Below are 12,785 nucleotides of genomic sequence, written 5' to 3'. Positions count from 1 at the left end.
CACCCATGCTATACGGCGACTTATTTTCAAACATGAATGCTCAATACAAAAACGTGTTTGAACCGTACACCAAATTCAACAGTATAGTTGCAAAAAATTTTGCTAACTTAACCAACCTACAATTAGAAGCAGCACGCAACTATGCCAACATTGGTTTAGCACAAATGTTTGCCAATAGCGAAGTGAAAGACATGCAAAGCATGGTGAACTGCACCACCAAGCAATTAGAAACTATGAACAAACTCAGTCAGCAAATGATTGAAGATGGCAAAAAATTAGCAACACTGACTTCAGAAGTCAAAGCAGAATTTGAAAAGTTAGTCAGCGATTCAATGCCAAATAATAAATAAACACTGCTCTGAAAACCATGCGTTATCAGGACGAATGTTACGGGGAAGTGTGAAAATTTCCCCGTTTTAGTTTCAGCCTTGCACTCAATTTGATTGCTAAAAGCCATGTGCTATGGAGCGATGAAATGAAACAGAACTCATTTCAATTCAAAGAAAATATATTACAATTTTTCTCTAGCCACGATGATATCTGGAAAAAACTACAAGAATTTTATTATGGGCAAAGCCCTATTAATGACGCCTTAACACAGCTCAACAAAGAAGATATGTCTATGTTCTTTGAAGCTTTGTCTAAAAATCCAGCACGCTTGATGGAAATGCAATGGAGCTGGTGGCAAGGTCAAATGCAAATCTACCAAAATGTGATGATGCGCAGTGTGGCAAAAGACATCGAACCATTCATTCAACCTGAAAGTGGTGATCGTCGTTTTAACAGCCCATTATGGCAAGAACAACCCAATTTTGACCTGTTATCGCAGTCTTATTTGCTGTTTAGCCAACTGGTACAAAATATGGTGGATGTCGTAGAAGGCATTCCAGACAAAGTGCGTTACCGCATTCACTTTTTTACCCGTCAAATGATTAATGCTTTATCACCAAGCAATTTTCTTTGGACTAACCCTGAAGTGATTCAGCAAACCATTACCGAACAAGGCGAAAACCTTGTCCGTGGTATGCAAATTTTCCATGATGATGTGGTCAATAGCGGAAAATATTTATCTATTCGCATAGTCAATAGTGACTCTTTTAGCTTGGGTAAAGATTTAGCCTATACACCAGGCGCAGTGGTCTTTGAAAATGAAATTTTCCAGTTGTTGCAATATGAAGCAACCACAGAAAATGTATATCAAACCCCGATTCTAATCGTGCCGCCATTTATTAATAAATATTATGTGCTGGATTTACGCGAACAAAACTCATTGGTGAACTGGTTACGTCAGCAAGGTCATACGGTCTTTTTAATGTCTTGGCGTAACCCAAATGCTGAACAAAAAGAACTCACTTTCGCTGATCTGATCACCGCAGGTGCGGTTGAAGCTTTGCGTGTTATTGAAGAAATTACAGGAGAAAAAGAAGCCAACTGTATCGGCTATTGTATTGGTGGTACTTTACTTGCTGCAACGCAGGCTTATTACGTGGCAAAACGCCTGAAAAGTCATGTGAAATCTGCCACGTATATGGCAACCATTATCGACTTTGAAAACCCAGGCAGCTTAGGCGTATTTATTAATGAACCTGTGATTAATGGTTTAGAAACCTTAAATAATCAATTCGGTTATTTTGATGGTCGCCAATTGGCAGTTACGTTCAGTTTGTTACGTGAAAATACCCTGTACTGGAACTACTACATCGAGAACTATTTAAAAGGCAAAGAGCCTTCAGATTTCGATATTTTGTATTGGAACAGCGACGGCACCAATATTCCTACCAAAATTCATAATTTCTTATTGCGTAATTTGTATTTGAATAATGAATTGATTTCACCAAACGCAGTGAAAGTAAACGGTGTTGGACTCAACCTTTCTCGTGTCAAAACACCAAGCTTCTTTATTGCAACGCAGGAAGATCATATCGCACTTTGGGATACAAGCTTCCGTGGTGCAGATTACTTAGGCGGTGAATCTACACTGGTACTTGGTGAATCTGGACACGTGGCAGGCATTGTGAATCCGCCAAGTCGTAATAAATACGGCTGCTATACCAACTCTGCCAAGTTTGAAAATACCAAGCAATGGCTAGATGGTGCAGAGTATCATCCTGAGTCTTGGTGGCTACGCTGGCAGGCTTGGGTCACACCGTATGCAGGCGAACAAGTCCCTGCCCGTGCCTTAGGTAATGCACAATATCCAACAATAGAAGCAGCACCAGGTCGCTATGTTTTGGTAAATTTATTTTAATCAGTCATATAACATCAGTAATGCACATGCTATATATCATGTGCATCCACAGAAACGTGAACATAAGATTTAAGGATATAAAATGAAAGATGTTGTCATTGTTGCTGCAAAACGTACTGCAATTGGTAGCTTTTTAGGTAGCCTCGCTTCTTTATCTGCACCACAATTGGGGCAAACAGCAATTCGTGCGGTATTAGACAGTGCCAAAGTACAGCCTGAACAAGTCGATCAGGTGATTATGGGCAACGTACTCACCACAGGTGTAGGACAAAACCCTGCACGCCAAGCCGCAATTGCTGCAGGTATTCCTGTGCAAGTACCTGCATCAACGCTTAACGTGGTGTGTGGTTCAGGTTTACGTGCCGTACATTTGGCTGCACAAGCGATTCAGTGTGATGAAGCAGAAATTGTGGTTGCTGGTGGTCAAGAATCAATGTCACAAAGCGCACACTATATGCAATTGCGAAACTGTCAAAAAATGGGGAATGCCCAGTTGATCGACAGCATGGTGGCTGATGGTTTAACCGATGCCTATAACCAATATCACATGGGTATTACTGCAGAAAATATTGTAGAAAAACTGGGTTTAAACCGTGAAGAACAAGACCAATTGGCACTGACTTCACAACAACGCGCGGCTGCAGCACAAGCGGCTGGTAAATTTAAAGATGAAATTGCGGCTGTAAGCATTCCACAGCGTAAAGGCGACCCAATTGTATTTGCTGAAGATGAATACATCAAAGCCAATACTACCCTTGAAAGCCTGAATAAATTACGCCCTGCGTTCAAAAAAGATGGCAGCGTAACCGCAGGCAATGCTTCTGGTATTAACGATGGTGCAGCAGCAGTGTTGATGATGAGTGCAGACAAAGCTGCAGCCTTAGGTCTACAACCTTTAGCACGTATTAAAGCCTATGCAATGTCGGGTATTGAGCCTGAAATTATGGGTCTTGGCCCTGTTGAAGCGGTAAAGAAAACCCTGAATAAAGCAGGCTGGAGCTTAGATCAAGTTGATTTGATTGAAGCTAACGAAGCCTTTGCCGCTCAGGCTTTAGGCGTTGCCAAAGAACTAGGCTTAGACTTAGATAAAGTAAACGTGAATGGCGGTGCAATTGCCCTCGGTCACCCGATTGGTGCTTCTGGTTGCCGTATCCTTGTGACGTTACTACACGAAATGCAACGCCGTGATGCAAAAAAAGGCATCGCAACGCTTTGCGTCGGCGGTGGTATGGGTGTTGCACTTGCGGTTGAACGCGACTAAGTAACCGAGCCGAAAGTACTGCACGAGTCAAAGCTATTGAATTTGATAGCTGTTCAAAGCCAGTAATAAGTTAAGACATAATGGGAGCTTCGGCTTCCACTATTTTTTTAACTACACAGAGCTTAAAATAATATTGTTGTCGATTAATTTGACATGACAAGTTCTGCTTAATCCACCGAAAGTAAGTGCTGAATATGATCACTAAAGTGATAAAAATGCATGGTATCGGGTTGCTGTTTCAGCTGTTGCCATGCGTCTACAAACGACGTCCAACCTAAATCTTTTAGGCATTGCACAATCATTTCCAATTGCGACAAAGTCTTTTCAGTCGATTGTTTTAACCGAATTTGTCGGTCTAATTGTTCAATTTTTTGCCCCAATTGGAAAAATAAATATATCTGCTGTGGTTCTGCATCTAATAGTGCTTCGCAGTCTTGTACCACATCACAAATATAACTCGCGTTATCGCACGCATTTTGAATACATTGCTGTAATTCAACATAAGTAGCTTTAGAAAACACCTGTGCCAAGTTTTGAATTTTTGTCCGTGTTTGCTCAAACTGCATCGCAAATGAAGCAGGCTGTTCTTCGTTTAAAATCAATTCATTTAAAGAAGCTGCATCAAATGCAGGCAAACAAAAGGCATGTGCATAAGTCAAAGCAGCATCATTTTGTTTAAATGGAAATTGCTGACATACATATTGAATACGGGTTAAATATCGGGCTAACCAAAAAATTTCTCGCGCATCGCTGCTAGATAAATTCACGGTTGTTTCATCCTCCTAACTCTAAGGTCTGTTGATAATTCATCGCGATAAAGCACCTCAATCGCCTTGCCCAATTAACCTACAGCACTCATCCACTCAGACCGCTTTTATTTACATAAACCTGTATCTACCATACAAAACAATGACGGGTTTTCACTTAAACACAACTATTCAATCTTGCTTTTCTAATTGATCCAAGTATGGCTTGAGGTCATAGTTTCTGATTCACTTCTATTATTTGATTAACTTTGCCCGTCCAAATTTTGTGATATTTACTGCAAAATCTGCGGTTATATTTTGCCCTTTTTCAGTAAAAAACTTGCTAATCATTCCGAGTTTTCTTATTGTGTGGAAGAACAAGTTTTCATCCGTATGAATTGACCTAGTAAATATTGAATATGTCTATACAAGAAAAAGAAACATCGAATAGTTTATATCGCCAATGGCAAATTTTATCGCGCCTTTCTACAGGTAAATGGATGGGCACACGTGAATTACACGATGTCCTGCAACGTGAAGGTATCGACATTAGTTTGCGTACGATTCAACGTGACTTAAATCAAATTTCTCAGCGCTTTCCAATTGAAAGTAATGGTACCGTACCACAAGGTTGGCGCTGGCGTTCAGATGCACCGATTCAAAGTTTACCGCACATGACCAGCTCTCAAGCGGTAACGTTTATGATGGTCGAGGAACATTTAAAACATCTGCTGCCGCCAAGTTTGATTGAAGAAATGAACCCATGGTTTGATTTGGCACGACGCAGTCTATCGACCCAAAACAATGTCCGCCAATGGATTAATCGTGTGCGAATTGTGCCTGCAACACAACCTTTAATTCCACCAGTCGTAGACCGCAATGCACAACAGGCGATATATGAAGGCTTGCTCCAAGACAAACAACTAGAATGTATTTATCAATCACGCAGCAATTCAGGCGAAGAAAAAACTTATGTGCTGAATCCTTTGGCTTTGGTGCAAAAAGGTGCGGTGATTTATTTAATCTGTACTCGATTTGACAAAACCGACATTCAAACCTTTGCCCTGCATCGTTTTAAAGCAGCCAAAGTTTTAGATTCACGCGCCTTGCATCCTGTTAATTTTGATATTGATGCCTATATTGAATCTGGCGAATTAGGTTTTAGAGTCGATTTCAGTAAAGCTACTGAAAATATTCAGCTCAAACTTACCATGCAAAAAGCTGATGCCATATACTTCGATGAAAGCCAATTAAGCAAAGATCAAACTATGGAAACACTGGAAAATGGTAATGTGTTGGTGACTGCCACTGTGCCGTTTACCTCACAATTGGTTTGGTGGTTGCGTAGTTTTGGTAAAAAGCTAATTCAGATTGAACCTGTAGAAGTTGCCAATGCGGTGCATCAAACTCAGGAATAAAAAAGCCCCAAATATATTGGGGCGATAGCATTATCGTTCTTGTTCAAATCTAATTATTGTGATTGAAGTTAAAGTTAACATTGACTCGGCATCATACAACGTAGGCATGCTAGCTCGGCTGTACTATAACGAATGCTTTTTAAAGTCATATTTTGCTCCTATCTATGTTGATAAGTGTCACTTTAAATGCTCCTGATCTAGCTGTGAAATCATAAGATATGCAGTCGAAATCAGATTTATTCTTATACGCAACTTCTTCTTTGCTTAGCATCTGATTTACTTTGGCGCATAAAAAAGCCCGCAATTTAAATTGTGGGCTTCTTCATCAATCCATCAAACCTTAAGCAGATTTACGTGACTGTGCATTTTTACGAATGGTGATCATCACCAATTGAACTGCGGCAGGTGTCACACCTGGAATACGACTGGCTTGTGCCAAAGTTTCAGGCAAAACATGCTTCAATTTTAGCGTGATTTCACGCGATAAACCTGACACTGCATCATAATCAAAATCGGCAGGGATTTTGGTTTCTTCCAAGCGTTTTAATTGTGCGACATCTTCATGCTGACGGTTGATATAACCTGCATATTTCACTGCAATTTCAATTTGATCGCCCACTTGTGCAGAAACGTCTGAACCCGTTAATTCTGCGATTTGCGCAAAACTGATATTTGGACGTTTTAACAGATCAATCGCAGAACATTCTTTAGATAAATCTGCACCTGTCATTTCAACAAATTTTTTACCCATTGGGTTGTTTGGTGCAGCCCACAAATGTTGTAAACGCCCTGTTTCACGTTCTACTGCTTCCATTTTTTCACAGTAAGCTGCCCAACGAGTGTCATCCACCAAACCAAGCTCACGACCAATTGGCGTCAAACGCTGATCGGCATTATCTTCACGCAACATCAAACGGTATTCCGCACGTGAGGTAAACATGCGGTACGGTTCTTTGGTACCTAGCGTGATCAAATCATCAACCAATACACCAATATAAGCTTCGTCACGTTTTGGTGTCCATTGTTCCTGATCCCAAGCGCGACGTGCCGCATTCAAACCAGCTAACACACCTTGCGCACCCGCTTCTTCATAGCCAGTCGTACCATTAATTTGACCTGCAAAATACAAGTTATTAATGGCTTTGGTTTCCAAAGTGAATTTCAAGGCTTGTGGATTGAAGTAATCATATTCAATTGCATAGCCCGGACGCAAAATATGCGCATTTTCCATACCACGAATTGAACGAACTAACTCGAACTGCACATCAAACGGTAAAGAGGTTGAAATCCCGTTTGGATACAATTCATGTGTATCTAAACCTTCAGGCTCCAAAAATACCTGATGCGAGTCTTTATCAGAAAAACGGTGAATTTTATCTTCAATCGATGGGCAGTAACGTGGGCCAACACCTTCAATCACACCTGTATACATCGGTGAACGATCTAAACCACCACGAATAATTTCGTGAGTACGTTCATTGGTATGGGTGATATAGCAGTTCACTTGTTCAGGGTGCATCGACACATCACCCATGAATGACATGGTTGGTGATGGGAAATCACCTGGCTGCGGAATCATGACCGAAAAATCGACTGAGCGTGCATCAATACGTGGTGGCGTACCTGTTTTTAAACGCCCAACAGGCAAATTTAATTCACGTAAACGTGCCGCCAAAGCAATTGATGGAGGATCGCCTGCACGACCACCGCTCGATTTTTCTAAACCGATGTGAATCACACCACCCAAGAATGTACCTGTGGTCAATACCACGGTTTTCGCATCAAAACGAATCCCCATTTGAGTGACTACACCTTTTACAGTATCGCCTCCTACAATCAGGTCATCGGCTGCTTGTTGGAAAATATCTAAATTGGCTTGGTTTTCTAAAGTGGCGCGAATCGCAGCTTTAAAGCGAACTCGGTCTGCCTGCGCACGTGTTGCACGAACAGCAGCACCTTTACGCGAGTTTAAAATACGGAATTGAATCCCGCTTTTATCGGCAGCCAATGCCATTGCGCCGCCTAAGGCATCAATCTCACGTACCAAATGCGACTTACCAATCCCGCCAATTGCAGGGTTACAGCTCATCTGCCCTAAAGTCTCAATGTTATGAGTTAAGAGTAAGGTTTGACGACCCATACGTGCTGCTGCAAGCGCCGCTTCGGTGCCTGCGTGACCGCCACCAATAACAATGACATCGTAAACTTTAGGATAGTGCATAATGGTCAATGAGAGATAAAAAATAAAGACGGAATATTATAGCAAAACTTGTGGCATAAGTTGACAGATTCAGTCGATTTTATTGGCTTAACCGCGCTACAAAATTAATATTTTGTAATCCAAATTTGCATTTTTACTGTACATAAAAACATTTAGACCTAAAAATTAACCAGATCACCGTTGTTTTAATTTGTCTATTTTTTATCCTAATAGCACAGATATGAGAAACAAAGGGAAACATCATGAATAAGAAAATTTTGCTGTCCTCTATGCTTTGTGGCTTATTTTTCAGTCCATTTGCAGTGCAGGCAAATGATAAAGTAGAAACCGTCTATAACGCGCAAAAATTCCAGCAAGTCTGTAAAGGTAAAACTCAGGGCGCACCTGTAAGCTTTGCTTATCGTGGGATTATCTGGAATGGTACCTGTGAACCACAATTCTTTAGTTCATCTAAAGCAGTGCAATTACAAGGCAATGAGCCTGAATTATACCGTTCTTGTATGGCAGATGCGCAAAGCACCGTCATTACAGTCAATGGTACTGAGTTAAAAGGCAAATGTGCCTTAGGCTTTACGCCACCACGCCCTGCTGCAATGTGATCAATCAGTTAATCTATATTTTCATGAACAGATCGGGTATTCATTCAAACTGAAAGCATGAAAATAACACCAAAGCAGTCATTTATAAGAAGTGACTGCTTTGTTTATTGCACAAGCTCAAAAAACAATTACACTGCAAAGAGAGGGAAAATTATACCCATAAGAAAAAAATAAAGGATGTGCTATGGATTCAGGCTTTTTTACCTTTTTTCTACCACTGACCTTAGCTGTGATGATGATGGGCTTAGGCTTACAACTCACGCCTAAAGACTTTATTCGGGTCAATCAATTTCCTAAAGTCATTTTTTTAACGCTTTTTTCACAATTGGTCATTTTGCCTGTTTTAGCATTTTCAATTTGTTTATTTTTAGAATTGCCACCGCTCTTGGCAATTGGCTTAATGCTGCTTGCTGCCTCACCAGGGGGGCCTACTGCGAACTTATTTAGCTATGTTTATAAAGGTGACGTTGCCCTAAATATTACCCTAACCGCAATGAACTCTGTGATGGCGACCTTTACGCTGCCTTTTATTGTTAATTTGTCTTTTCTGTATTTTATGACCGATCAACAACAAATTGGCATGCCAATTGAAAAAATGGCACAGGTTTTTTTACTGATTATTGTGCCTGTTTGTGTAGGAATGGCGGTGCGTAATGCAATGCCACAAATTGCATTACAGTTGGGCAAACCTATGCGTTTGATGTCCATTTATTTCATTTTCGCTTTATTCTTTTATGCGCTTTTCCGCGAACGCGCCAATGTCTTTGACTATTTCAGTGCGATTGGTATCGCCACAGCGCTTTTTTGCTTTTTAAGTTTACTTATTGGTTATCTTGTGCCGTATTTGGCGGGTGTGCCTGATCAACAAGCACGCTCTTGTTGTTTTGAAATTGGCATTCATAACACTGCTGTTTCTTTAACCGTTGCGCTATCGGTTTTGCAAAGCACTGAAATTGCCATTCCTTCTGCGATTTACACCATTTTTATGTATATGTTCAGCTTTATTTTAGGGAGTATGTTAGCTAGACAATCGGCCAAACTTGCCCATCAACACAAACAGGAGCAGAGTTTAAACCACAATAAAAATACAATTTAAAACGTGAGCAAAATTAACTACATATTAAACAAACAGTTAAATATCAAATAAATTATTGTAGATGTAAAAACAAAGGAGTGTTTATGGATTCAGGATTAATCACAATATTTTTGCCGCTGGCTTTGGCCGTGGTCATGGCTGGACTTGGCTTAGAACTCACTCCTAACGACTTTAAACGGGTGAGCAAACACCCCAAAGCAGTGTTTATTGCTTTATTTTGTCAATTGGTCGTCCTGACAGCAATTGCATTCTTTATTTGTAAACTGCTGAATTTACCACCACTGCTTGCAGTCGGACTCATGCTACTAGCAGCATCTCCAGGTGGGCCAACAGCCAACTTATTTAGCTACTTATATAAAGGTGATATTGCACTAAACATCACCCTCACTGCCGTGAATTCCGTGATTGCAGCATTTACCTTGCCCCTGATTGTCAACTTTGCCATTCAGCATTTTATGCAGGATGGGCAACAAGTTGGCTTACAATTTGCCAAAGTATTGCAGGTGTTTTTAATTATTATTATCCCTGTCACTTTAGGGATGTTGGTACGCCATTTTAGCCCGCAAACGGCAGACCGTTTAAACAAACCTGTGCGTATTTTTGCTGTGGTTTTTCTGATAGTGATTATTATTGGCGCGATTGCCAAAGAGCGAAATAACATCATGCTTTATTTGGCAGATGTAGGACTTGCCACTGCCCTGTTCTGTGCCTGCAGTTTATTGATTGGTTATTTTGTCCCGCGTTTCTTTGGTGTGAACAGCCAACAAGCCCGTGCCTGCGCCTTTGAAATTGGCATTCACAACAGTACCCTTGCAATGACCATCGCCCTAACCGTTATGTCAAGCTCAACCATTGCCATGCCTGCTGCGGTTTATTCTATTTTCATGTATATTTTTGCCGCAATTTTAGGCACATTACTAAATAAATTTGTGCCGACACCTGCATCGGAGCAATCTGCATCCTAAACAAGTCTCTCAATCATCCCCAATCCAGCAATTTGACTGTTTTGGGGATGATTGAGCGATGATGGTTCAAACAAATTCTTAACTTATATTTTTTAGAGTTATATTTTTGTCACATTATTCGACTATAAGCATAAAGCGAATTTGAAACTTCCAATCGTATAGAGTTTTCCCTTTCGCAATCCGAATAAAAAATAACAGCGCCTGCACCAGTTCAGTTACAATAGCGCTTTCGCATTAAATTTTAGGTTATCTCCGTGAAGTGGTTACAAATACATATTACTGTTGATCAAGCGCAAGTCGATTTTACTGAAACCCTGCTCAGTTCATTGGGTGCAGTCAGCGTAACCTTAGATGATGCGGAAAATCAGGACTTACTTGAGCCACTGCCAGGTGAAACACCACTTTGGAACAAAGTCATTGTGACAGGTATTTATGCACAAGACGAAGGTGAAGAAATTGATGTTGCAGCCTTAGAAACCTTTATTCGTGCGCAAATGCCAGATGCCCCTTTACGCAGTGAATTTTTGGAAGATCAGGTTTGGGAACGCTCATGGATGGATTACTACGAGCCAATCCAGATTGCAGAGAAATTCTGGATTGTACCTGAATGGTTAGAACCACCTGAGGCAGATGCAGTCAATATTAAACTTGACCCAGGTTTGGCTTTTGGTACAGGTAACCATGCCAGTACGTTCCTGTGCCTGCAATGGTTAGGTAAAACCAATGTAAAAGATAAAGTCGTGATCGACTACGGTTGTGGTTCAGGTATTTTAGGAGTAGCGGCTTTGTTGCTCGGTGCAAAAAAAGTCTATGCGACTGATATTGACCCGCAAGCAGTTTTAGCGACCAAACAAAATGCAGAACTCAACGGTGTACTTAAAAACTTATATGTGGGACTTCCAGAAGAGTTCAATGAAACCATCGGTAATGAAAAAGCAGACATTTTAGTTGCCAATATTTTGGCAGGCCCATTGATGATGCTTGCGCCAGAGTTTGCAACTTTAATTAAATCTGAGGGCGAGTTCGCACTTGCAGGTGTAATTGAAGAGCAAGTTGCTGAAGTTTCTAGTGTTTATTCTGAATTTTTTGATATAGTACAAGTCGAAAAACGTGAAGAAAACTGGTGTCGAATTTCTGGGAAACGCCATCCCCACTAACTGTAATTTTTGAGTTATGAGTGACAAGCAAACCAAGTGCCCTGAATGCCAAACTGTTTATAAAGTATCCGTTGCGCAGCTGACCGTTGCGCAAGGGATGGTTTGTTGTCCTAAATGCGACAATACCTTTAATGCTCTTTCGCATTTGGTATTTGCCTTTCCTCAAAATAAAAACTCAGTCACATCACAATTACATCACATTCAAAACCGCAGTTTTATGCAGGCAACTGCTGAACTTGCGCAACCGCAACATATTTTAGATATTTTTCAGCGTAAAGTTGAACATTCCAATATTGATCTGAAAACCTATCTGAATAACCTCAATTATTTCAGTACTGAACCGATTGGCAACATTCCTGCCATGAAGTTGTCTGCGCCTGATCTTGAAAGTGAAAAAAAGCATGGCAATGGTTACTACTTACTTTGGGGAATTATTAATCTTTTATTGATTGGCTTGTTGATCTTCCAAATTTTGTGGTTTAACCCAAAGTTTTTAAACAGCAGCCCTGCACTGAATTCTGTGTTTACCCAAGTCTGTCAATTTTTTAACTGTAGCAGTTTAGAAGAACGCTATAGCTTAATTTCAGCAAATCGCGTGAAGGTTAAACGTGTAGATCGTATGAATACACAATTTACGGGTGAGCTGATCAATTACTATGATAAAAGCTTGGCTTTGCCTAATATCAAAGTCACTTTAAAAGAAAAACAACAAACATTATCGACTTACATCTATTCCCCACAGGAGTATTTGGTCGAAAGTCTTTCGAGCATTCAACGTATTCCTAAAAACAGTCCATTTAAGTTTGACATTTTAGTTCCAATATCACGAAACGACTTCGATGCCTATACTTTAGAAATTATCAAGCCTTAATTCACAAAAAAATAGTGAAAAAATAGCGAAAAAAATTAAAAAAATTGCAGTTTTCTTGCTCACTTTTTCTCATACAATGGTATCATACGCGCCACGAAAGCTTTGTGCTGCAAACTCCTCGCAAGATTCACAACAAATATAGATCTGTCTAATGCGCTTTATTTTTATATATCGCGTACAGAGTAGATTTTTTGTTTTGATTT

The 12,785-nt window shown here is 40.3% G+C and carries 11 protein-coding genes; 9 read left to right on the top strand and 2 right to left on the bottom strand.

The window, feature by feature from the left end; all coding sequences use genetic code 11:
- Positions 1 to 5 precede the first annotated feature (5 nt).
- The 3 genes from F947_RS05580 (at position 6) to F947_RS05570 (ending at position 3,509) form a co-directional block, all read left to right on the top strand.
- Positions 6 to 350 (top strand): phasin family protein, encoded by a 345-nt coding sequence (locus tag F947_RS05580; protein WP_004973142.1) that lies wholly within the window; start codon positions 6 to 8, stop codon positions 348 to 350.
- 125 nt (positions 351 to 475) lie between these two features.
- Positions 476 to 2,248 (top strand): class I poly(R)-hydroxyalkanoic acid synthase, encoded by a 1,773-nt coding sequence (locus F947_RS05575; RefSeq protein ID WP_004973140.1) that lies wholly within the window; start codon positions 476 to 478, stop codon positions 2,246 to 2,248.
- An 82-nt stretch (positions 2,249 to 2,330) separates the two neighbouring features.
- The gene (locus tag F947_RS05570) at positions 2,331 to 3,509 is read left to right on the top strand and encodes an acetyl-CoA C-acetyltransferase (protein ID WP_004973139.1); all 1,179 of its coding nucleotides are present in this window, start codon (positions 2,331 to 2,333) and stop codon (positions 3,507 to 3,509) included.
- A gap of 167 nt (positions 3,510 to 3,676) precedes the next feature.
- Here F947_RS05570 and F947_RS05565 read toward each other — a convergent pair whose 3' ends face one another.
- On the bottom strand, positions 3,677 to 4,276 hold the full coding sequence (locus F947_RS05565) for a hypothetical protein (RefSeq protein WP_004973138.1): 600 nt from the start codon (positions 4,274 to 4,276) through the stop codon (positions 3,677 to 3,679).
- A gap of 398 nt (positions 4,277 to 4,674) precedes the next feature.
- Here F947_RS05565 and F947_RS14815 point away from each other — a divergent pair, with 398 nt between their 5' ends.
- Positions 4,675 to 5,673, top strand: coding sequence for a helix-turn-helix transcriptional regulator (locus F947_RS14815; RefSeq protein ID WP_004973137.1), 999 nt, complete (start codon positions 4,675 to 4,677; stop codon positions 5,671 to 5,673).
- Between the two features lie 340 nt (positions 5,674 to 6,013).
- Here F947_RS14815 and mnmG read toward each other — a convergent pair whose 3' ends face one another.
- A complete protein-coding gene (mnmG, locus tag F947_RS05555) occupies positions 6,014 to 7,894 on the bottom strand; it encodes a tRNA uridine-5-carboxymethylaminomethyl(34) synthesis enzyme MnmG (protein ID WP_004973136.1) in 1,881 nt (626 codons plus the stop codon).
- A 242-nt stretch (positions 7,895 to 8,136) separates the two neighbouring features.
- Here mnmG and F947_RS05550 point away from each other — a divergent pair, with 242 nt between their 5' ends.
- From F947_RS05550 to F947_RS05530, 5 genes are all read left to right on the top strand, one after another.
- Complete coding sequence (locus F947_RS05550; RefSeq protein ID WP_004973135.1) at positions 8,137 to 8,493, top strand: hypothetical protein; 357 nt, start codon at positions 8,137 to 8,139, stop codon at positions 8,491 to 8,493.
- 184 nt (positions 8,494 to 8,677) lie between these two features.
- The gene (locus tag F947_RS05545) at positions 8,678 to 9,589 is read left to right on the top strand and encodes a bile acid:sodium symporter family protein (RefSeq protein WP_004973134.1); all 912 of its coding nucleotides are present in this window, start codon (positions 8,678 to 8,680) and stop codon (positions 9,587 to 9,589) included.
- An 83-nt stretch (positions 9,590 to 9,672) separates the two neighbouring features.
- The gene (locus F947_RS05540; protein ID WP_004973133.1) at positions 9,673 to 10,554 is read left to right on the top strand and encodes a bile acid:sodium symporter family protein; all 882 of its coding nucleotides are present in this window, start codon (positions 9,673 to 9,675) and stop codon (positions 10,552 to 10,554) included.
- A 254-nt stretch (positions 10,555 to 10,808) separates the two neighbouring features.
- The gene (gene prmA / locus F947_RS05535) at positions 10,809 to 11,711 is read left to right on the top strand and encodes a 50S ribosomal protein L11 methyltransferase (protein WP_004973131.1); all 903 of its coding nucleotides are present in this window, start codon (positions 10,809 to 10,811) and stop codon (positions 11,709 to 11,711) included.
- Between the two features lie 16 nt (positions 11,712 to 11,727).
- Positions 11,728 to 12,582, top strand: coding sequence for a DUF3426 domain-containing protein (locus F947_RS05530; protein WP_004973129.1), 855 nt, complete (start codon positions 11,728 to 11,730; stop codon positions 12,580 to 12,582).
- Positions 12,583 to 12,785 lie beyond the last annotated feature (203 nt).

The sequence above is a fragment of the Acinetobacter towneri DSM 14962 = CIP 107472 genome (assembly GCF_000368785.1).
Classification (GTDB): Bacteria; Pseudomonadota; Gammaproteobacteria; order Pseudomonadales; family Moraxellaceae; genus Acinetobacter; species Acinetobacter towneri.
The sequence above is the reverse complement of the archived record's forward strand: the minus strand, read 5'-3'. Positions and strand labels throughout refer to the sequence as shown.